17 protein-coding genes and 1 pseudogene are annotated in these 20,693 nt (G+C 66.4%); 11 read left to right on the top strand and 7 right to left on the bottom strand.

The genetic code is table 11. The features are described from left to right. Window positions 1-50: 50 nt before the first annotated feature. The 5 genes from C474_RS08295 (at window position 51) to pdxA (ending at window position 6,116) form a co-directional block, all read left to right on the top strand. Window positions 51-1,412, top strand: coding sequence for a GntP family permease (locus C474_RS08295; RefSeq protein ID WP_008385793.1), 1,362 nt, complete (start codon window positions 51-53; stop codon window positions 1,410-1,412). Window positions 1,413-1,880: 468 nt separating this feature from the next. Continuing rightward, window positions 1,881-2,642, top strand: coding sequence for an HTH-type transcriptional regulator GlpR (glpR, locus tag C474_RS08290; RefSeq protein ID WP_008385791.1), 762 nt, complete (start codon window positions 1,881-1,883; stop codon window positions 2,640-2,642). 127 nt (window positions 2,643-2,769) lie between these two features. Beyond that, entirely contained in the window at window positions 2,770-3,567 is a 798-nt protein-coding gene (locus C474_RS08285) for an IclR family transcriptional regulator (protein WP_008385790.1), read from the top strand. A gap of 292 nt (window positions 3,568-3,859) precedes the next feature. Further along, the gene (locus C474_RS08280) at window positions 3,860-5,122 is read left to right on the top strand and encodes a four-carbon acid sugar kinase family protein (RefSeq protein WP_049916846.1); all 1,263 of its coding nucleotides are present in this window, start codon (window positions 3,860-3,862) and stop codon (window positions 5,120-5,122) included. Next, on the top strand, window positions 5,115-6,116 hold the full coding sequence (pdxA, locus tag C474_RS08275) for a 4-hydroxythreonine-4-phosphate dehydrogenase PdxA (RefSeq protein WP_049916845.1): 1,002 nt from the start codon (window positions 5,115-5,117) through the stop codon (window positions 6,114-6,116). The genes C474_RS08280 and pdxA overlap by 8 nt, the downstream gene beginning before the upstream one ends. 354 nt (window positions 6,117-6,470) lie before the next feature. Here pdxA and C474_RS08270 read toward each other — a convergent pair whose 3' ends face one another. The 4 genes from C474_RS08270 to C474_RS08255 form a co-directional block, all read right to left on the bottom strand. Continuing rightward, a complete protein-coding gene (locus C474_RS08270) occupies window positions 6,471-6,986 on the bottom strand; it encodes a gamma carbonic anhydrase family protein (RefSeq protein ID WP_008385785.1) in 516 nt (171 codons plus the stop codon). 30 nt (window positions 6,987-7,016) lie between these two features. Then, entirely contained in the window at window positions 7,017-8,354 is a 1,338-nt protein-coding gene (locus C474_RS08265) for a CoA-binding protein (RefSeq protein WP_008385783.1), read from the bottom strand. A 63-nt stretch (window positions 8,355-8,417) separates the two neighbouring features. Beyond that, on the bottom strand, window positions 8,418-8,963 hold the full coding sequence (locus C474_RS08260; protein WP_008385781.1) for a hypothetical protein: 546 nt from the start codon (window positions 8,961-8,963) through the stop codon (window positions 8,418-8,420). A gap of 71 nt (window positions 8,964-9,034) precedes the next feature. Next, the gene (locus C474_RS08255) at window positions 9,035-12,199 is read right to left on the bottom strand and encodes an FAD-binding and (Fe-S)-binding domain-containing protein (protein WP_008385778.1); all 3,165 of its coding nucleotides are present in this window, start codon (window positions 12,197-12,199) and stop codon (window positions 9,035-9,037) included. Between the two features lie 225 nt (window positions 12,200-12,424). Here C474_RS08255 and C474_RS08250 point away from each other — a divergent pair, with 225 nt between their 5' ends. Next, window positions 12,425-12,817 carry a universal stress protein gene (locus C474_RS08250; RefSeq protein WP_049916879.1) on the top strand — a complete coding sequence of 131 codons (393 nt, stop codon included), beginning with the start codon at window positions 12,425-12,427 and terminating at the stop codon, window positions 12,815-12,817. Window positions 12,818-12,871: 54 nt separating this feature from the next. Here C474_RS08250 and C474_RS08245 read toward each other — a convergent pair whose 3' ends face one another. Then, window positions 12,872-14,332, bottom strand: coding sequence for a YjiH family protein (locus C474_RS08245; protein WP_008385775.1), 1,461 nt, complete (start codon window positions 14,330-14,332; stop codon window positions 12,872-12,874). A gap of 327 nt (window positions 14,333-14,659) precedes the next feature. On the opposite strand from C474_RS08245, the gene C474_RS08240 reads away from it, so the two are divergent. After that, window positions 14,660-15,889: an FAD-dependent monooxygenase gene (locus tag C474_RS08240; protein WP_008385773.1), complete on the top strand. Its 1,230-nt coding sequence runs from the start codon at window positions 14,660-14,662 to the stop codon at window positions 15,887-15,889. A gap of 99 nt (window positions 15,890-15,988) precedes the next feature. On the opposite strand, the gene C474_RS08235 is transcribed toward C474_RS08240, so the two are convergent. Then, a complete protein-coding gene (locus C474_RS08235; protein WP_008385772.1) occupies window positions 15,989-16,309 on the bottom strand; it encodes a hypothetical protein in 321 nt (106 codons plus the stop codon). Window positions 16,310-16,458: 149 nt separating this feature from the next. On the opposite strand from C474_RS08235, the gene C474_RS08230 reads away from it, so the two are divergent. Continuing rightward, on the top strand, window positions 16,459-17,337 hold the full coding sequence (locus tag C474_RS08230) for a fumarylacetoacetate hydrolase family protein (RefSeq protein ID WP_008385770.1): 879 nt from the start codon (window positions 16,459-16,461) through the stop codon (window positions 17,335-17,337). A gap of 25 nt (window positions 17,338-17,362) precedes the next feature. On the opposite strand, the gene C474_RS08225 is transcribed toward C474_RS08230, so the two are convergent. Beyond that, complete coding sequence (locus C474_RS08225) at window positions 17,363-17,872, bottom strand: acyl-CoA thioesterase (protein ID WP_008385768.1); 510 nt, start codon at window positions 17,870-17,872, stop codon at window positions 17,363-17,365. 737 nt (window positions 17,873-18,609) lie between these two features. Here C474_RS08225 and C474_RS08220 point away from each other — a divergent pair. The 3 genes and pseudogenes from C474_RS08220 to C474_RS23415 all read left to right on the top strand — a co-directional run. Continuing rightward, entirely contained in the window at window positions 18,610-19,170 is a 561-nt protein-coding gene (locus C474_RS08220; RefSeq protein ID WP_008385766.1) for a hypothetical protein, read from the top strand. A gap of 84 nt (window positions 19,171-19,254) precedes the next feature. Beyond that, the gene (locus C474_RS08215; protein ID WP_008385764.1) at window positions 19,255-20,448 is read left to right on the top strand and encodes an MFS transporter; all 1,194 of its coding nucleotides are present in this window, start codon (window positions 19,255-19,257) and stop codon (window positions 20,446-20,448) included. A 70-nt stretch (window positions 20,449-20,518) separates the two neighbouring features. Then, window positions 20,519-20,693 (top strand): annotated as a pseudogene (locus C474_RS23415) (MaoC family dehydratase); the annotation flags it as partial.

Here is a 20,693-nt window from a genome sequence, read left to right as displayed (position 1 = left end):
ACGGATACAACAAATATTATAATGGTTTAGTTCGTCGGCCGATTCGAGACATGGTATTGTCGAATCCGCTCATCCCGCTGGCGATAGGGGTACTGCTGGTCGTGTTCTTACTCGTGTATCTGAACCTCCCGCCGTTCGTGGGATTGATCATCGCCGCGTTGGGCGTCGCCGTCATTTCGGCGGGCGTTCCGATAAACGAGGTTCCGGCTCAGGTGGCACAGGCGTTCGGAGAGACGCTCATCGGCGTCGGTATCCCCATCCTGATGGCCGCGATAATCGGCAAAACGCTCATGGAGAGCGGGGCGGCGGCTCGCATCGTCCGCGCCGCGCTGTCGGTCACCGGACAGGAACGGTCGGAGTACGCCATCCTCTCGAGCAGCTATCTGCTCTCGGTCCCGGTGTTCTTCGACAACGTGTTCTACCTGCTCGCCCCGCTCGGTCGAGCGATGAAGCAACGGACCGGCGTGAAGTTCTCCCTCTACATGACGGCGCTCTGCGCGGGCGCCCTCGCGACGCACACGCTGGTGCCGCCGACCCCCGGTCCGCTCGCCGTCGCGAACTCCCTGAACGTGAATCTGGGACTCGCCATCCTCGTCGGCGGAGCGGTCGCGCTCCCGACGTCGCTGCTCGGCGGAATCGTCTACGGGAAAGCGCTGAACAACCGCGAGGAGTTCCCGCTCCGCGAGTCGATGGGAGTGTCGTCCGAGGAGATCGACGAGGAGATGGCCGCCTCGGGGACGGGTCCGGGACTCGTCGAATCGCTGACTCCCATCGTCCTTCCGCTCGTCCTCATCGGGTCGAACACCATCGCGGCCGCGCTGTACGCGGAGGGGACGACGATTCGTACCGCCACGGCGTTCGTGGGCGACGCGACGCTCGCGCTGACGGCCGCCGCGATGTTCTCGACGTACACCTACTACCGTCTGGAAGTTCAGGACCTCGACGTGCTCAACGAGGAGTTGACGGGTGCGATCAAGAGCGGCGGGAACATTATCGCGATCACCGCCGCCGGCGGCGCGTTCGGCGCGATGCTCAACACGACCGGCGTCGGCGAGTACGTCGCGGGTATCGTCACCGGTCTCGGCTTCTCGCTGCTCGTCGCGGGATGGCTCATCGCCGCCCTAATGCGCGTCGCTCAGGGTTCCGCCACCGTCGCGCTGCTGACGGGTGCGGAAATCATGGCACCGCTCACGGGCGATCTCTCCGTTAGCGCGGTCTACCTGATGCTGGCCATCGGTGCCGGCGGCATGATCGCCCCCTGGTTCAACGACAGCGGCTTCTGGATCGTCTCGGAGGTCGGCGGGCTGACGCAGACCGAGACGTTCAAGACTTACTCCGCGAGCGCGACCATCATGTCGGTCACGGGCCTGCTGCTGATTCTCCTCCTCTCCTCCGTCGTCCCCCTCACGTAATCCGTACCGGCGACGAGCGGTCGTCGCCTTCGCGCCGTCCCTCACGTTTCTGCTCGGGCGGTGGACGGGGAAGATTCGGGTCGACGATGGTCGAGCGGGGGTGCGTCCTCTTCGTGCCTTCCGATCCGGTCTCCGCTCGATAACACCCGTCGGTTCAGTTTTGCTCGCGTCACGATATATTCTACCAGTATCAGGCAAAATCAAGGGGCGAGAAAAATAGAAATTCCGGTCGGAATCGGAAGCGAGGTCGCACCGACGGGGCGCACGCTCCCGTCCGCTCTAGTCTGAACCCTCGAACGCCGCGGCAGTTACACGCGTACTGTTGTAACGAACGCGAGCGGGGCGGATCTCTGCAGAAGTGGGTTTAATTCGCACTGATTCTGCGTGGAAACGTGCACGGGCGGGGAAGCGAACGGCGGTCGTACTCGGGTCGCAAAGATATATCTCCGGCGAGTCCGACCCTCTCGCATGCTCCCGAAACGACGACGACAGAAGATCCTCGACCTGATCAACGATCGAAACGGCTGTTCGGTGGACGAGTTAGCCGACGAACTCGGCGTCTCCGGCGCGACGATTCGACGGGACCTCGGCGACCTCGAAGAGCGGAGCCTCGTCGAGCGGACGCACGGGGGCGCGACGCCGCCCGTGAGTCACGGAAAACCGTACGAGACGCGGAAGGTGTACAACGTCGACCAAAAGCGGTCCATCGCCGAACGGGCGGTCGAAGAGGTGCGCGAAAAGCAGGTCGTCTCCTTCGACAGCGGTTCGACGCTAATCGAAATCGCGAAGCGAGTCCCGGTGGAGGCGTCGATGACGCCGATCACTCGGATGCCCTCCGTCGCGCACGAACTGGCCGAAGTCGGACACGAGGTGTATCTCACCGGCGGGACGTACCGGACGGAGAGCCACTCGTGCGTGGGGCCGTGGGCGGACGAGCGCGTCCAACAGATGAACGCGGACTTGCTGTTTCTCGGAACCGACGGCGTCGACGAAGCGGGACTCACGGCCCGGGCGATGGAGCAGAGTCAGACCAAGCGCGCGCTGATCGACAACGCGGAGCGCGTCGTACTGGTCGCCGACCACTCGAAGTTCGGCGATAGCCACGCGTTTCAGTTCGCCTCCCACTCGTCGGTCGACCTGCTCGTCACAGACGGAGCCGTTCCCTCCGCGGTCCGAGACGGACTCGACTCCGCCGGGGTAGAAATCGTCGAACATACCTACCGGGATTGACCGACGCCCTTCTCGGGGGGGTCGGCGACGGGACGCCGACGGTCGACGGGGCTCACAGTCGGTGAGAGCTTAGTCGTTTAGTTATAGTAAACAGGTTTATCTCTCGGAGGCCGCTAACGCGCACATCATGGAGAAAGCGAACAATCCGGTCAAGGCGGTGGAGACGACCGTTCGGATCGTAGAGGCGCTCAAACGGCTGGACGGTGCGACGGTAACGGAACTCGCCGACCACCTCGACCTCACGAAGGGAACCGCCCACAACCACGTGAGCACGCTCGAACAGCACCGATTCGTCGTCAAAGAGGAGGGGCGATACGAATTGAGCCTTCGGTTTCTCATCTTCGGCGAGTACGTGCGGAACGAGGATATACTCTATCAGGTCGGCGAACCCGAGATCAGAGAACTGGTCGAGGAGACGGGCGAAATCGTCCACCTCTCGACCGAACAACACGGTCTGAGCATGAAGCTCTGTAAACTCCTCGGCGAAGATGCGGTCGGGGAGCGGTTCCACGCCGTCAAGCTTCAGCGTCCCGACTACCTTCACTACACGGCCACGGGCAAGGCCATCCTCGCCTTTCTCCCGCGGTCCAGGGTGGAGCGTATCGTCGACGAGTACGGCCTCGCCGAACTGACCGACAACACCATCACCGACCGCGCCGCCCTGTTCGACGAGCTCGAGGCGACACGGGAACGCGGATACTCGCTCAACGACCAGGAGGAAGTCGAAGGCATCCGCGCCGTCGGTGCGCCGGTGCGCGACGGAACCGGGCGCGTTCTCGGTGCCGTGAGCGTCTCCGGGCCGGTCAGCCGCATGCGGGAAGAACGATTCCGCGACGCTCTCCCGGAGAAGGTGACGAACACGACCAGCGTGATAGAGGCCAACATCAACCTGACCGAGAGCATCGATCGGTCCGGCGTCGAGTGAGCCGTCGCGTTTAGTATCACCAAACGCAGAATCCTCCGACCGTACCCGTGCATCTCACCGACGATTCGGCGGTTCCGAGGCGGTGTGAACGGGTCCCGGCCCTTCGACGGACGAGACGCTCGAACGAACGGGCGGCGACCGACTGTACGTTACACCCCTAACTCTGTAATTCCCAACCGGGAGCCGGTCAACTGTCGTTTAGTGTCGCTAAACGGTCTGAGCGATCCGTCGGTCGGTCGTTCCGACCGGATCGTCACAAACGTTTATGCCCGAGAGCGGTGAGTGAACGACCATGCACTCCGTGATAGTCGTCGCCGACGACCTCACCGGCGCGATGGACACGTCGCAGGGGTTCGCGGCCCGCGGCTACGAGACGGCCGTCGTCGCCGACCCAGAGGCCGAGATGGACGCGGTAGAGGAAGAGACAACGGTGCTCGGCGTCAACACCGACACCCGCTACGACGATGAGGACGACGCGGCGAACACCGTCTCGGACGCGGTCGGGGCCGCTTCGGCGCGGACCGTCTACAAGAAGGTTGACTCGACGCTGCGCGGCAACTTCGCCGCGGAGGTGGACGCCGCACTCGACGCGGCGGGGTCGGAGTTGGCGCTCGTCGCGCCCGCGTTCCCCTCCATCGGCCGGACGACGGAGGACGGCGTCCACTACGTCGACGGGACGCCGGTCGCGGAGACCGAGTACGGCGACGACGAGAAGGGACCCGCCTCCTCGTCGATACGCGACCTGTTCGCGTCGGTCGACCGACCGGTCGAGATAGTGTCGCACGCGGCGCTCGGTTCGGGGGACGGCGGAATCGCGGCCGCGGTCGAGCGATACGACCGGGCGCCGGTCGTCGTCTGCGACGCCGTCGAGGACGAGCACTTGGCGAACATCGCGGCGGCGGCGGACGACTTCGACGCGCTGTACGTCGGGAGCGGCGGTCTCGCCGAACACGTTCGGGTCCGCGGTGCGGATCCCGGAGCACGGTCCCGGTCGCCGCCCCCGTGTTCGACCGGAGCGGCGTTCGGCGTCGTCGGGAGCGTCAGCGCGACGACGCTCGCGCAACTCGAACACGTACCCGAGGAGGCGGTCGTCCCCGTCGACGGACCGGCCCTGGTCGCGGGCGAGGAACCGGACGCCGCCGTCGAACGGGCCCTCCGTCGGTTGCGCGAGGGTCGTCCCGCGGTCCTGACCGCGGCGACCGACGACGAAGCCGTCGAGCGCACGCACGCCGCCGGACGGGAGGCGGGCCTCCCGTCCGCGGCGGTCCGCGACCGGGTGGCGAACGGTCTCGCGTCCGCCGCGACGGCCGTTCTCGACGAGGAGGTTCCCTCGGGACTGCTTCTGACCGGCGGCGATATCGCGGTGGCGGTGATTCGGGGTCTCGACGCGACGACCGTTCGGCTGACCGGCGAGGAAGTCGAAGCGGGCATCCCCGTCGGGACGTTCGTCGACGGGAGAACCGCCGGGGTACCGTTGGTCACGAAGGCCGGCGGGTTCGGCTCCGAAGAGGCAATCGTTAATTGTCTGGCCGTGTTCTCAGGGGACGATGCGTAGTCACGAGCCCCTGATCGGTATCACGATGGGCGACCCCGGCGGCGTCGGGCCCGAGGTGATCGTCAAGGCGTATCCGGAACTGTGCGAGATCGCTCGACCCCTCGTCATCGGCGACGCGGACGTCATCGCGGCCGCGGTCGACGTCTGCGACGCGGACCTCGCGGTCGAAGCCGTCGAGTCCGTCGCGGACGCGACGTTCGACCGCGGTCGGATTCCCGTTTTGGACCTCGGTCTGATCGACGAACTCGTTCGCGGCGAGGTCCGAGAGGCGTACGGCGCCGCGAGCCTGAAGTACGTCGAACGGGCCATCGAACTCGCGGTGGCGGGGGAGATAGACGCCATCACGACCGCGCCCATCAACAAGCAGTCGACCAAACTCGCGGGCAGCGACTACGCCGGTCACACCGGGATGCTCGCCGATTACACCGACACGGAGAACTACTCGATGATGCTCGTCGAGGACGATCTCCGGGTGACGCACGTGAGCACGCACGTCCCGCTTCGGGAGGCCTGCGACCTGGTGACCACCGAGAGCGTCCTGGAGACGATTCGCCTCACGGACGAGGCGCTTCGTGACCTCGGCGTCGACTCGCCGTCGGTCGGGGTCGCGGGGTTGAACCCGCACGCCAGCGACGGCGGACTGCTCGGCGACGAGGACGACGCGGAGATTCGACCGGCGGTCGAACGCGCCCGCGAGGAGGACATCGACGCGGTGGGTCCCGAATCGCCGGACACCGTCTACGTCCGCGCCGCCCGCGGCGAGTTCGACTGCGTCGTCTCCATGTACCACGACCAGGGGCACATCCCCATCAAAATGCTCGGGTTCGCCGGCGGCGACGCCGTCTCCGGCGTCAACGTTACCATCGGCCTCCCCATCGTGCGAACGAGCGTCGACCACGGCACCGCCTTCGACATCGCCGGACAAGGTATCGCCTCCGAGCGCAGCCTCATCGACGCCGTCAGGGTGGCCGTCGACATGGCAATCGATGACTGAGAACATCGAACGGTCGACTTCCGGTTTCCTGGCCTGAGAGAGTTCGACACCCGTGTTAGCTAAAGTAAGACTTCATTTGCACGAGCGGCTCTCAGATACACCAAACTGATTTTATATAGGTTGGAACGTTTTCGCACGAGGCGAATGTACTTCGACTGTATCGACCCGTAAAATCCACATCGGAATGTATAGATCTATAACTCGGTGATGTGGTTCTGTCTCGAGGCAGAGTTACATCATCTTCAAATATATCGGCTTATCGAACGCTACCAGGGTCGGTTTGGGAGATTCGAGTTCGATAGCGTCGTATCCGTAAGCAGGAACGCTCGTTTCGGATTCGCTTCCGAGCGGTCGCTACCGAGTCGAACCGGCTCCCTCCACGTCGTCTCGCCGGAACCGCTGACCGAGTTCGGCGTAGTGGCGGTGCGTCTCTCCGATCTGTTCGATCTGTTCGTCCGTCAACGGGCGCGTTTCGGCGGGGACGCCGTAGGCCATGTGGCCCTCGGGAATCCGCTGGTCCTGCCGGACGACGGCGTTGGCGGCGACGATGGCGTTCGACTCCACGACGGCGCCGCCCATCACCGAACTACCCATGCCGACCAGCGAGTGGTCGGCCACCTCGGCGAAGTCGACGACGGCGCCGTGACCGACGGTCACCTCATCGCCCAGCGTCGCCCCGTGGAGCATCGTGAACTCCTGCACGTTCGTTTCGCGTCCGACCTCGACGGGCCCCTCGTCGCCCCGCATGCAGACGAACGGCCAGACGCTCGCCTTCGCGTCGATATCGACGTCGCCGACGAGGTACGCCATCTCCGAGACGAACGCGCTGTCTTCGATTACGGGCGCGGCGCCCGCGAACTCGTGTCGCATGGTGACGGGTCTCGCGCCGACGACTAAAGCCTACTCCTCGTCCGGAATCGACTCGATGAGCGCGGCGACCGCTTGCGCGCCGCGTTCGGGCGTGTCGAACGTCGGGATACCCGCCGCCTCCATCTGTCGCCGTTCGTCCTCGAAGGCGTGGGCGGGACCGGCCACGGTGAACAGGACGGGTTTGTCCACCTCCTCGGCGAGCGTCGCCAGTTCCTCGACGGGGTATCCCAGCGAGTCCTCGTATATCTCGTACACCGAGACGATGTCGACGTTGTCGTCGCGGGCGACGATGTCGACGACCCGTCCGAACTCCGGCATCGGACGGCCGGTGTCCACCGGGTTCTCCTCGTAGGTGATGCCGGGGAGCACCTCGTCCAGTCGCTCCCGCGTCTCGGCCGTCAACTCCGGGAAGTTCGCGCCGACGCCGTCGAGGTGGTCGGCGACGATGATTCCCGGCCCCGCCTGCGCCGTCACGAGGCCGACGTTCGGGCCGTCCGGCGTCGGCGAGTCGGCCAGCGCCCGCCCGGCGTCGACGAGTGCCGTCGTCGAGTCGACGGACACGACGCCGGCGCGGTCGAACGCCTCCTCGTAGAGTTCGTTCTTCTGGGCGGGCGCCGCGGTGTGCGCCCGCACGAACTCCGACACCTCGTTCTCGCCGACTTTGAACGCCGCGACGGGCGTGTCGGCCTCTCGACAGGCCTCGAACAGTTCCTCGGCGTCGTCGGTTCCCTCCACGTGCAGGACTATCGAATCGGTCTTCGGGTCGGCGTCGAGTTCCGGAATCACGTCGGAGAACTCGGTGTTCACGCGGTTACCGAGGCCGAACATCGCCGAGATGCCGTAGCCCTCTCGCGTGAGGTGAAACGACGCCGTGATGGCGACGCCGGCGCTCTGCGCGACGATACCGACGTTACCGGCGCCCACGTCGCGGATTCGTGGGACGAACGACCCGTACAGGTTCCGGTGGGGAAGGGCGTACCCCGCCGTGTTCGGTCCGAGCACCGTGATGTCGTACTCGGCGGCGACGTCCGCGACGGCGTCCTGCAGTTCGCGCCCCTCGCCGCCCATCTCGGCGAACCCGCCGGCGAAGATGACGGCGGCGCCGATACCCGCCTCGCCGCACTCTTCGAGCACCTCCGGTTGTAGGTGTCGCGGGACGCAGAGGAGGGCCACGTCGGCGTCCGCCTCGGCGACGGAGTCGACGAACTCGTAGCCGTAGACGGTGCCGGAACTCGACGGGTTCACGGGGTACACCTCCGTGTCGGCCGCCTCAACGTTGGACATCGCGTCGTTCCCGAGTTTACCGGGCGTCGCCGACGCGCCGACGACGGCGATACCCTCCGGTTCGAAGAAATCGGACAGGCTCATGCGGAGACGTACCCGGTCGTTCCCAATAAACGCTCCTGTCTCTCGACGCTCTCGCCGGTGCCGTCACTCGCCGTGTTCAAGGTACCGCCGCCCCTCCTCGGTCTCCGCGAGGATGTCGTCGAAGATGGCCGCTTCGGTTCGAAATTTGTGGACGCTGTGGAGCATCGTGTTGTGGAACTCGCCGATCAGGTCGCCGTGGGTCTTGAAGAACTCGTGAACCCACCGCTCCATCCGGTCGTCACTCCGAAACTGGATGACGACGTGCCAGTGGTAGTTGCTGTCGGCGGTGAAGAACATGAGGACGTGCGGATCTTCGACCAACGCCTCGTAGCAGTCGCGCCAGTGCTCGTCGAACTCGGGGAAGTTGAACGCGATGCGGAACAGGTAGTGGCGGAACAGTTCGCGGTTCGGGAGGACGATTTCGCGGAACACCTCCTCGTCGGCCATCGCGCGGAGAATCTCGTTGACGCGGTTGTGCGACAGCGAGATGCCGTACTCGATTTCGAGTATCCGGCTGAGTTCGCGGGTCGACACCGTCGGGTAGTCCACCCGCGCCTTGAGAATCGCGATGTCGCGCGGGGAGACGTCGAGCGAGTCGTCGTCGGTCATGCTCCCCCGTTCACCGACTCGTCACAAAAAGCCTCGGCAGCGGTGGCGGCGACGACGGCGTCTGTCCGCCGTCAGTCGAACCGGTCGGGGAGCGCCTGCGCCAGCAGTTCCGCCGGCGTCGGCGGTCCCTCGCGGTCCCCATCGGTACCGGCGAGCGAACTGTCGGCGGGGACGGGGTCGACTCGGCTGTCGCCCAACTGCGTCCGACAGGACGTCCCCGGCGCCGTGACGACGCGGGCGTCGCTCTCCTCGATTTGCTCGACGAGGATGTCCGCGATGGAGCGACTCAGCGAGTAGTGCTCGGCCTCGTAGCCGAACGTGCCCGCCATCCCGCAGCATCCCGAGTCGAGGGGGTCCACCTCGTATCCCGCCCGTCGAAGGGCGCCGACGGCGTGGTGGTCCTTCTTCTCGGCCTTCTGGTGGCAGTGGCCGTGGTAGGCGACCGACTCCGCCGGCGCTGCCCACTCGACATCGTCGACGAGACGGAACGTATCGAGGTACTCACAGAGGCCGTAGGCGTTCGCCGCCACCGTCTCGACGGCCGCCTCCGAACTCAGGTCGAGCGCGTCCGACTGGAACATCACCGCGTCGGAGGGTTCGGCGAGGACCACGTCCCAGCCCTCGCGGACGTAGGGTGCAAGCGCCGCCGCGTTGGCCTCCACCCGGTCTCGGGCGCGGTCGACGAATCCCTTCGACAGCGCCGGCCGGCCGCTGTCGGTCCTGTCCGCCACGTCGACGGCGACGCCCGCGGCTTCGAGGACGCGGACCGCCGCCTTCCCCACCTCGGGGTGCGCGTAGTTCGTGTACGTGTCCGCGAAGAGGACGGCCTTTCGCTCGTCGTCGGAGCCGACGCCGCCCCCGCCGCGCGCCGTCCGCGCCTCAGCCGCGCGTTCTCGGGAGTCGAACGGGCCGCCGCGCTCCTCGAACCACGCGGTCAGCGTCTCCCGCCGGAACTCCGGGAGGTCCCGTTCGCGGGCGATGCCGACCAGTTCCTCCCCGAGTCGGTCCGCACCGGGCAGCGACTGCGCGAGGTTCGAGACGGGAGCGAGTGCGCTCCCGACCGACGCCAGCGTGTCGAACTCGGCGAACAGCCTGTCGCGGAGGCTCGCGCCGTGTTTCTGATGTCGCTCGTGCATCACCTCGGTCTTCAGTTTCGCCACGTCGACGCCGCTGGGGCAGTCGTTCTTGCAGCCCTTACAGCCGATACAGAGGTCGAGCACCTCCTCGGCGAACTCGTCGTCGGTCGGGTCGTCCGGCAGGTCGCCGCTGACGGCCTGCCGGAGCAGGTTCGCGCGCCCGCGCGTTGACGTTATCTCCTCGTCGGCGGCGCGGTAGGTGGGACACATCACTCCGCCCGTCGTCTCCTGAGAGCCGCGGCAGCCGCCGCAGCCGTGACAGAGTTCGACCATCCCCTGCATGCCGTTCTCGTTCTCCCAGTTCAGCGACGGCTCGAACCCGAGGTCGTAGTCGTACTCGTCGTCGTACCGGAGGTGCTCCAGCATGTCGTGGTCGCCGCAGACGTTCCCCGGGTTCAGGAGCCAGTCGGGGTCGAACGCCGTCTTGAGGTCCCGGAACGTCTCCCAGAGGTTCTCGCCGTACAGCTTCCGGTTCCACTGCGTCCGCGCCCGCCCGTCGCCGTGTTCACCCGACACCGACCCGCCGAACTCGACGACCATGTCGGTCACCGCGTCGGCGATGGCCTCCATGTCCTCTCTGTCGCGCCCCCCCTTCGTGTTCACGAGGGGGCGGACGTGGAGGACGCCCGGCCCGGCGTGCGCGTAGAACGCCGCGTCCACGTCGCGACCCAGTTCGGAGAGCAGCGACTGGAAGCGCTCGACGAACTCGGGGAGGTGTTCGGGCGGGATGGCGCAGTCCTCGATGAAGCTGATGTGCTTCTCGTCGGAGGTGCGCGAGAGCAGAATCGGGAGCCCCGCCTTCCGGAGCGTCCAGAACATCTTCCGGTCGCCCTCGTCGTGAGCCTCCAGTCCGGCGAAGGCGAACGTCTCGTCGGTCGCGGGTCGCTCGTCCGCATCGGGCGCGGGAACCTCCGTCTCGGCGCCCGGCGCCCGGTCCGCGAGGAGGCCGGCGGTCAGTTCCCGCCCCTCCTCGCCGTCCTCGGCGTAGAACTCCACGAGCAGTCCGGCCTCGGCCCCGTCGGGGACGAGCGACGCCGCCTCCTCGAACTCCGCCCGGTCGCGGGCGAGTCCGAGGAGGACGTCGTCGACGAGTTCGACCGCCGCGGGGTCGTGTTCGAGGACGTGCTGGACGTCGGTGACGGCGTCGAGGACGCTCTCGTAGAACAGCAGCGAGACGGCCTTCGTCTCCGGGACGGGTTCGAGCGACACCTCTGCCTCGGTGACCGTCGCCAGCGTCCCCTCGCTGCCCGCGAGCAGACGGGCGAGGTTGACCGTCCCGGACTCGGCCTCCTCGACCAGCACGTCGAGGTTGTAACCCGAGACGTTGCGCTTCAGGTCCGGGAAGCGCTCGCGGACCTCGTCGGCCTCCTCGTCCAGAACCCGGACGACTTCGGCGTGCACGCGTTCGAGGAGCGACCCCTCGGGGTCGGCCGAGGCGCGGAGGTCCTCGACGGACACCTCGCCGAACGTCTCGACGGAGCCGTCGGCCAGGACGACTTCGCACTCCTCGACGTAGGCGTCGGTCTTGCCGTAGACCAGCGAGTGCGCGCCCGTGGAGTTGTTGCCGATGGCGCCGCCTATCGCGCTCCGGTCGCCCGCCGCCGGGTCGGGGGCGAACTTCAGTCCGTGCGGTTCCAGTTCGGCGTTCAGGTCGCCGAGCACCGTCCCGGCCTCGACGCGGGCGCGGCGTTCGTCGGCGTCGACGTCGACGACGCCGTCCATGTAGCGCGTGAAGTCGAGGACGACGGCCTCGTTGACCGCCTGCCCCGCGAGACTCGTCCCGCCGCCGCGCGGGAGAACCGGAATCTCCCGCTCGGCGCAGTACGCCGTCACGGCCGCCACGTCGTCGGTCGAGGTGGGGAAGACGACGCCGACGGGCGTCATCTCGTAGGCGCTTGCGTCCGTCGCGTACATCTGCCGCGTGTACGTGTCGAAGCGCACGTCGCCGTCGACGCGCCCCTCGATGTCGTCGACCAGTTCCGGTCGGGCCACCTCCTCGGAGGTGAACTCGTACGTCGCCCGCGGGTCCTCCCGCCCATCGACGGTGTCGGCTCTGGCGTCGGCCGCCTCGTCGGGCGTCGCGTTCGGATTCGTCGTCATCGGCGTCGGAACACCTCGCTGTCGGCACCGCCGCTATTTCGGCACCGGCCGCCGACCGCCGTCGTTCCGGGCTCGACTCCACCGCCGTGCGTGCGAACCACGACCATATCGTGTGCTGGTTCCGCTGCACCGGCCATAAGTATTGTCTCACGCGGTGCCGCCCCGCGGGAGTCGGGGCCAACGACTATGCCGGTCGGAGCCGTCGCGTCCGAACGCATCCGAGTCATGACGACGATACTGCTCTGCGCCGACACCGACGTCGAACGGGTCGCGGACCAAGTCGAATCGCTGACGACGCTGCCGCTCGACCCCGACCGGGTCCGCGTCGTCGTCTACCACGTCTTCCGCGCCGACGGGGAGGGAGCTGACGCGGGGAAACTCAAATCCGTCGCTCGAGCGGTCGAGGCGCTCGAAGCGGCGGGATTCGAGGTGGCGGTCGAACAGTCGAACGGCGACGCCGTCCGGGAGATTCTCGACGCCGCCGAGGCGTTCGACGCGGACCTGCTCAGCCTCGCCGGCCGGCGGAAGTCCCCGGCCGGGAAGGCGCTGTTCGGGAGCGTCGCACAGCAGGTGTCGCTCCGGTCCGACCGACCGGTGCTGTTCTGCTCGCCCGACTGAGATGACGGGAGGCGGGCAGGTGCGACGGGACGTGCGGCGTCGCGGGTCGGCCGCTCACAGCAGACCGAGGGACACCGCGCCGTGGATGAGCGCCGCCGTAATCGGGATGAGGAGGAGCGTCCGCATCACGAACAGCACGAACAGGTCGCGAAACCGGATAGGGATGTCGTCGAACATGTCGACCATCATCGGCGCCGAGGCGGCGAAGAAGATGGCCTGCGAACTCACCACGATGACGACGAACACGCGCGTGATGAAGTCCGCACCGACGGCGAACGTCGCGCCGATGAACATCTCCGCGCCGCCGAGGATGATCGAGGTGGCCGCCATCTGCGCGTCGGGGATGCCGAGCGCCGAGAGGACGGGGACCAGCGGCGTCCCCAGAATCTCGAACACCGGCGTGTAGACGTTGAGCACCATTGCCACCATCGCGATGGAGAGGATGGTCCCGAGAATCATGCCGTTCAGCTTCAGCCCGTCGACCAGTCCCTCGAACGAGGCGCGCGGAATCGAGACGCCCTCCTCGGCGGTCCTGATGGCCTCGTTGAACGCGAATCGGACGTAGTCGAGGACCGTTCCGCTGAACTCCGGTTCCGGGTCGGGTTCGGCGACGTACTCGTCCGGCACCGACGACAGCGGCGGCACCCGGACGAGGACGACGGCGACGGCGACGACGGCGATGAGATAGAGGAAGACGACGACGGGGAAGACGTGGAGGATTTCGAGGACGGCGGCGATGGCGCCGACGGTGCCGAGGTTTCCGGTGGCGAAGCAGGTGCAGATGACGAACACCTCGCGCTTGTCGTAACCGCCGCGGTCGAACACGTTCCGCGTGAGGTAGTAGCCGATACTGAACGACCCGAGCCACGAGGCGGCGCCGTCGAGCGCCGAGCGACCGGGGAGGTCGAACGCCGGCTTCATCACGGGTTGCGCCAGCGTCCCGACGAACTGGAGGCCGCCGAGTTCGGCGAGGAGGTTGACGAAGACGGCGCCGATGGGGATGACGAGCGCGACGGTCAGGAGGAGTCCGCCCCAGACGATACCGGAGGTGTCCCCGTTGAACAGCCACTCCGGGCCGACGCCGAGAAGGATGGGAACCGCGAGGACGACGCCCGCGACGCGGAAGAACCAGAACAGGTTCGAGGTGCGCCAGTAGTCGAGGTCAGTGCGAGCGACGAGGCCTCCGTTCCCGTCCAGATAGCCGTGGTGGTTCGCCATCGAGAGCGTCGTCAACACCGCGCCCGCGGCGATGAGCCCGAACGTGAAGTACTCCAGAAGCGTCGGGAACGCCCCCTGTATGAGCCCGACGAGCACGTCGAGGGGAATCGTCGTCTGCCCGTTCCACTGGACCGGAAAGAGGAAGAAAAACGACCCGGTGACGAACGCGAGGAGGAATTTCAACAGCGGACCCCGTTTTTGGGTTATCAACCCCACGTCGTCGATCGACTTCTGGGCGGGGTCGGCGTCCTCCCCTGGCGTGTGCTCGTCATTCTCCCACGCAGTGCTGCCGAACATATTCCACCCGTAACGACCGTTAATAATAAACCCGTCGGCTTAGCGTAGCGGGCCCTCTCCACGACCGTTATAGATTACAACTGTCGATAGAGGGTCCTCTGAGAGAACCATCGTCTATGAAATAGATATTTTCTCCGTGTTTTGTAATATATTTGCCGATTCGTTCGAAAACGGGGGCCGAACCGGGTTCGTAGGATGAACATCTAAACATCACACCCATACGACTGTAACATCGCGGCGACACCGACTGAGTCCTCGCGACCGGTCGGAGCGAGAGACGGTATCGTGACCACAACGATTATGTTAGTTTGTCTCCCAATTTCCGTTATGAGCGGCGAAACGACGGACGATTCCGTACTGATAGCCGGTGCGGGGCCGGTCGGGATGACCACCGCGCTAGCACTGCACGCGCGAGGAGTCGACGCCACCATCCTCGAAGCCGAGTCGGAGGACCGCGACCGCTCGGGGAGTCGCGCCATCTACGTGCACGGCTCGACGCTCCGGACGCTCGAACGGGTGAGCCCCGGACTCGGCGCGGACCTCGTCGAGGAGGGGGTAGTGTGGCCGACGCGGCGCACCTGCTGGCGCGGTAAGGAGGTGTTCTCGCGAACGTACGACTCGCCCGGCGGTCACGGGGAGATACCGCACTTCACCAGCGTCCCGCAGGTGCGCACGGAGGAGTACATGCACGAGGCCCTCGACGAGGCCGGCATCGACATCCACTGGGACGCCGGGGTCGAGACGGTCGAATCGACCGCCGAGGGCGTCCGCGTCGAGACGGCCGACGGCCGCGAGTGGGAGACTCCCTACCTCGTCGGCGCCGACGGCGGCGGGTCGACCGTTCGCTCGGAGATCGGCGCGAACTTCGAGGGCGACCAGTCGGAGAACTCCTTCATCGTCGCCGACGTCGACGAGATAGAAGAGGACCCCCGCCCCTTGGAACGACTGTTCCACTACGACGACCCCTCGGTCGGCGGGCGGAACGTCCTCCTCGTACCGTTCTCGGGTGGGTGGCGCCTCGACATCCAGTGTCTCGGCGACGATGACGCCGAAGAACTGAGCAGCGACGGCCAGATGCGCGAGTTCGTGCGCACGGTGATGGGCGAACGCTACGTCGACAACATCACCTGGGTCTCCACCTACAAGTTCCTGCAGGTGATGGCGGACACCTTCGTCGACGAACACCGCCGCGTCCTGCTGGCCGGCGAGGCCGCGCACCTCCTCGCGCCGTTCGGCGCGCGGGGGATGAACTCGGGCATCGCGGACGCCGACGAGGCCGCCTCGGCCGTCGCCGTCGCCCTGCGCTCCCGGACCGACGGCGTCGCGCGCGACGAGGTCGAACTGTACGGCGCCCGCCGCGAGAAGGCGGCGAAGTACAACTTAGAGGCGGCGGGGCAGGCGCTCGAGTACCTGCAGGGGGAAGACCCCGAGACGGTCCTCCGCAAGGAGGCCGCCGCGGCGATAGCCGACTACTTCGAACCGGCCGGCGAGTACCTCGACGACGCGCCGTACGGTCCGCACGGCGCCCCGCCCATCGTCACCACCGGCAACTACTGAATCGGCAACCCAGCGGTCGATTCGTTTCCCACTGTTCGTTTTTGTATCCGTTCGTCGAAAGAGAGCGCCGCGTTCGCGAACGCGATTTCGGTCGGCCGACTACAGGTCCAGTTTCTTCGCCACCCAGTGGTCGCGGGCGGCGAGGACCATCTCCTCGTCGTCCGCGAACGCCGTCGTCTCGGCGATGAACTCGTCCCACGCGCCGGTCGGTACCTGGTCGAGTTCCGCGGGCGAGGAGGCCTTCGAGGGGCTAGCCGCGACCATCTCCTCGAAACTGTCGAACTCGGTGTACTCGGCCATGAACGCCTCGTCGAACACGTCTTCGATGGGAATCTCCGAACCGATGTCGTGGACGGCCGACGCCTCGGGCACGTCGTCGGCCGACGCCACCGTCGACTCCAAGTCGCTATCGAGTACCATACCCGATGCAGTGCGCCGACCGTAATAAAATCTCCTTCGGCACCGCAGCGAACCCGCACCGAATCCGCGCGGCCGTCTCGGAGCGTTTCGTCCGCGACCGTCCGCGGAGACCACCATCTTTTATTAGGATATCGACCGCAGGTCTGCCCATGCGCTTCGTTAGATACGACGACGGACAGTTGGGTCTGCTCACCGACGACGGCACCGGCGTCATCGACCTCGGCGACCGCCTCGGCCTCGACGGCCGCGAACCGCTCCTCGACTACATGGAGGGGGACTACGACGCCGAACAGTACGCCGACGAGGAGGCCGACCACGCCGTCGAGGACGTGGACCTGCTGTCGCCCGTCGACCGACCGGGGAAGGTCATCGCCGCGCCGCTGAACTACGAGAACCACATCGAGGAGGCGTTGTCGGACCGCGACATCACCACCGACGAGTGGTTCTCCATCAAGGACAAGGGCTACTTCCTGAAGGCGCCCTCCAGCGTCGTCGGGCCGGACCACGGCATCGAACTGCCGTTCTCGGACCGCCGGACCGACCACGAGATCGAACTCGCGTTCGTGATGGAAGAGGAGGCGAAGGACGTCGACGCCGAGGACGCCTGGGACCATATCTTCGGGTACACCATCCTCTTGGACATCTCGCTGCGTGGCGACCAGGACCGCTCGAACCGCAAGTCCTACGACACGTTCACCGTCGTCGGCCCGTGCGTCACGACGGCCGACGATATCGACGACCCCCAGGACCTGCAGATGGAACTCCAACTCAACGGCGAGCGACGCCAGTACGAGAACACGGGCGATATGGTGTACACCTGCGCGGACGTCGTCCAGTACGCCTCGCTCGGCGCGACGCTGGAGGCGGGGGATATCATCACGACGGGGACGCCCGAGGGGGTCAGCGAACTCTCCGACGGCGACAGCATCGAGGCGACCATCGAGGACGTCGGCGAAATGACCGTCGACGTGACGGAACGGGACGTCAGCTACGAGGACGCGAACGTCCAGAAGGGCGGCCAAGAGTAGTCCGGTTCGGCCGACCGGGCGGCGCTCAGTCGTCGCCGTCCGAGTCGTCCGCGTACTCCGTCATCGCCGCACGGAGGTCGTCGGGGAGTGCCATCGATCCCTCGTCGTTCGACCCGGCGCAGACGCGCTGTTCGTAGCCCGTGAACGCCACCTCACCGTCGACGCGCGCGACGTACTCGAACCGGACGCTGCGGTTCCCGAGGTCCGGAATCAGTTCGACCGTCACCTCGTCGCCGGCCTCCACGGGACGCTCGAACTCGAAGTTCATCTCCACGAGCGGCAGTCCGTAGCCGTGCTCCTCGGTTATCTCCCAGTAGGGAAAGCCGATTTCCTGCATGAACATGTCGGACGTCTCGTGGACCGCGTCGACGATGCGCGGGTAGTGTGCGATACCGAACGGGTCGGCGTCGGAGAACCGCACGGTCCAGACGCGTTCGTACGTCACGCTCGGACCTCCGGTCGCGTCGCGCGGGTCGCTCTCGACGGCGGCCAGGCGGTTGTCGTTCGAGTCACGGGACTCCCCTTTTTCCGGCACGCAAAAGAGTGTTTCTCTCGATTCTCGCCGCCTTCGAGCCGGCCGGTCGTTCGCCGACATCGAACGGTATCTTCGCGCGCAGCGCGAACTGCGGTCACGAGCCAGTTCGACGAATTCGAGCGTTTCATCGGGTGGTTCCGGCGTAAATTCGACTCCGCTCGCGGAACGAATCCGACAATCGGGCGTCGACTGTTCGCGGTTATCGAACAGAGTTGGACCAAGGCCCCGGGTCGGGTGCCGGCGGAGTCCGCCTCCGAATCGAAGTGATGGGGAGACGTCGAGACGGTTCCGGGCGATTCGATGGGTGGGGAGGCGAGGACCAGAGACACCGTCCCCCGCCCGATCCGTTACATATCTAGTTGTGTAAAATCGGCCGAACGCGAACCGAGCGAGCGCCCGAATATTCGCTGAGAGCGAACGCGGGCGAGACGGGGTGTGACGAACGCCCGCTTGATGCCGCCCAAGGTTCGCGACGAGTTCGAGCGGTGGAAATCCTCTGTCGGAGGGGAGTGAGGGACGTTCCGAACCGCGTTTGCCGGTCGAATGAGGCGAGTAGCGAGGTATCCATCAAAGGAGAGTTTAGTCGGAGACATTTGATCCTGTATATTCGAGTAAAGGAGTTGAGCATCGCATATATACATCTATACGCGCAAATGTAGTCGTTTGTTTGGACACAGTGGCGACCGGCGCGGACGCATTTCGACGCCGTTTTCCGGCGCTGTCCGAAGGTGTACCCGATGGAATTCGAGACAGACCGCCGCCGGTTCCTGGAACTCGCCGGGACTGGCACCGCCCTCTCGCTCGCCGGTTGTAGCGCACTCCAAGACGACGCCGCCTCGCAGACGACGACCACCGGAGCGGGCGAGAGCAGCGAGAGCAGCGAGGGGTCCCGACGGGTGGCCGTCACCCTCCAGCCCGACCAACAGAAGCTCCAGCAACGCCAACAGGAGATTCAGTCCGAACTCTCCTCCGGGAACGTCTCCCGGTCGGAGGCCCAACAGCAGTACCAGACGGCCCAACGGGAACTGCTCACCCAGGCCGTTGAGTCCTTCCGCCAGCGCGCCGACTCGACTTCGAACCTCAAAGCCGTCGGCGCAGTCGAGCGGTTCGGTATCGTCCTCGTGGCCGGGTCGCCGGCCGCCCTCATCGACTCGCTATCGCTCAGCATGGTGAACGCGCTGCTTCCGCAGAAGACGTTCCAGCGGGCGAAGTCGCAGGCCCAGCAGGGAACCGGGACCGGAACCGGGGCGGAGAACGCGACTGCGGTCGAAGGGTCGACGGAGACGCCCTCCAACTGACCGTTCTCGGACCGGAGGCGACCGACCGCTCCCACCTCACCGCCTTCGATTAGTTTTACTGAACCCCGCTCGCACCGGGGAACGATGAGACGCCGCCTCGGTGCGTTGGACACGCTGTTGCTGACCGCGGCCATCTGGTTCTTGGCGAAGTTCGTCCGCTACGCGTTCCCTCCGCTGTTTCCCGAGTTTCAGGCGACCTACGGCGTCTCCAACGGCACCATCGGGCTGGCGTACACGGCGATGATGCTCGTCTACGCCGTCATGCAGTTCCCGTCGGGCGTCCTCGCGGATAGGGTCGGGTCGCCGCGCGTCATCGCCGGCGGCGTCGCCACCGCCGCCCTCGGCGTCTTCGCGCTCTCGCGTCCCGTCTCGTTCCCGCTTCTCGTCGGAGGGATGATGCTCGTCGGCCTCGGCACCGGCGTCCACAAGACCGTCGCCGTTCGCTTTCTCTCGTCGGTCTACCCCGAGCGGAAGGGCCGCGCGCTGGGGGTCCTCGACACGTTCGGCGCCCTCGGAGGGGTCGTCGCGCCCGCGGCCGTCGTCGCCGTCGCCGGCAGATACGGGTGGAGGACGCTGTTCTTCGCAAGCGGCGTCGTCGCGCTCCTCCTCGGCGGCGCGTTCCTCGTCCGGACGTCGTCTGCTGAGGCGGCCGACGGGGGAGACGACGACGCGAGCGGCAACGGCGGTATCGATGACGACGGCGCGTCGTTCGACGACTACCTCGCGCTGTGCGCCGACCGACGGTTCGGGGCGTTCGTCCTCGTCACCGTCGCGTTCTCTTTCACCTACAACGGCGTCGTCGCCTTCCTCCCGCTGTATCTGACTACCTCGACGGCGACGAACTCGACGCTCGCGAACGGGCTCTACAGCGCCCTCTTCGCCGTGAGCTTCGTCCAACTGCTCACGGGCGACCTGAGCGACCGCGTCGGCTCGCTCCGAGTCATCGTCGGGACGCTGGCGCTGGCACTCGCCGGACTCGTCGGCCTTCTGGTCGGGTCGACGACGCTGGCTCTCGGCGCGTCGGTGGTCGCCTTCGGACTCGGCTCGCACGGCTTCCGCCCGGTCAGAGGCTCCTTTCTCGTCGAGTTGGTGCCCGACTCGCTCGCCGGCGGCGGCCTCGGCGCGGTCCGAACGGTGCTGATGGGGGCCGGCGCCGTCGCCCCCGCCGTCGTCGGCGTCGTCTCGGAGCGGGCGTCGTTCGAGGCGGCGTTCGCGCTCCTCGCCGCCTCGCTGTTGGTCGCCGTCGCCGCCTCGGCGGGACTGCTCGCGACCCAGTGACGGGCGCGTTCGGGGCCGACGGCGGCACGGACGAAGCTATTTCCGCCGTTCGACCGAACCGTCTGCCGTCATGGGAGACGACGATTCCGGGTCGAACGCCGATACCGGTCGACGCCTCGTCGAGGGGTGGCAGGGCCGCTACTTCGAGGACTTTCGGGTCGGCGACGTGTACAAACACCCCTACGGACGGACGGTGACGGAGACGGACAACGTCTGGTTCACGAACCTGACGATGAACGTCAACC

The sequence above is a fragment of the Halogeometricum pallidum JCM 14848 genome (assembly GCF_000337095.1).
Lineage (GTDB): Archaea > Halobacteriota > Halobacteria > Halobacteriales > Haloferacaceae > Halogeometricum > Halogeometricum pallidum.
This window is presented reverse-complemented; position numbering and strand designations above follow the sequence as displayed.

Bases quoted from the DNA above. Each gene is read 5' to 3' on its own strand.
- C474_RS08260 (WP_008385781.1), bottom strand. From the start codon at position 8,963: ATGACCGACGACGACTCGCTCGACGTCTCCCCGCGCGACATCGCGATT.
- C474_RS08215 (WP_008385764.1), top strand. From the start codon at position 19,255: ATGAGACGCCGCCTCGGTGCGTTGGACACGCTGTTGCTGACCGCGGCC.
- C474_RS08240 (WP_008385773.1), top strand. From the start codon at position 14,660: ATGAGCGGCGAAACGACGGACGATTCCGTACTGATAGCCGGTGCGGGG.
- C474_RS08235 (WP_008385772.1), bottom strand. From the start codon at position 16,309: ATGGTACTCGATAGCGACTTGGAGTCGACGGTGGCGTCGGCCGACGAC.
- C474_RS08220 (WP_008385766.1), top strand. From the start codon at position 18,610: ATGGAATTCGAGACAGACCGCCGCCGGTTCCTGGAACTCGCCGGGACT.
- pdxA (WP_049916845.1), top strand. From the start codon at position 5,115: ATGCGTAGTCACGAGCCCCTGATCGGTATCACGATGGGCGACCCCGGC.
- C474_RS08295 (WP_008385793.1), top strand. From the start codon at position 51: ATGGTATTGTCGAATCCGCTCATCCCGCTGGCGATAGGGGTACTGCTG.
- C474_RS08280 (WP_049916846.1), top strand. From the start codon at position 3,860: ATGCACTCCGTGATAGTCGTCGCCGACGACCTCACCGGCGCGATGGAC.
- glpR (WP_008385791.1), top strand. From the start codon at position 1,881: ATGCTCCCGAAACGACGACGACAGAAGATCCTCGACCTGATCAACGAT.
- C474_RS08230 (WP_008385770.1), top strand. From the start codon at position 16,459: ATGCGCTTCGTTAGATACGACGACGGACAGTTGGGTCTGCTCACCGAC.
- C474_RS08255 (WP_008385778.1), bottom strand. From the start codon at position 12,199: ATGACGACGAATCCGAACGCGACGCCCGACGAGGCGGCCGACGCCAGA.
- C474_RS08265 (WP_008385783.1), bottom strand. From the start codon at position 8,354: ATGAGCCTGTCCGATTTCTTCGAACCGGAGGGTATCGCCGTCGTCGGC.
- C474_RS08270 (WP_008385785.1), bottom strand. From the start codon at position 6,986: ATGCGACACGAGTTCGCGGGCGCCGCGCCCGTAATCGAAGACAGCGCG.
- C474_RS08285 (WP_008385790.1), top strand. From the start codon at position 2,770: ATGGAGAAAGCGAACAATCCGGTCAAGGCGGTGGAGACGACCGTTCGG.
- C474_RS08250 (WP_049916879.1), top strand. From the start codon at position 12,425: ATGACGACGATACTGCTCTGCGCCGACACCGACGTCGAACGGGTCGCG.
- C474_RS08245 (WP_008385775.1), bottom strand. From the start codon at position 14,332: ATGTTCGGCAGCACTGCGTGGGAGAATGACGAGCACACGCCAGGGGAG.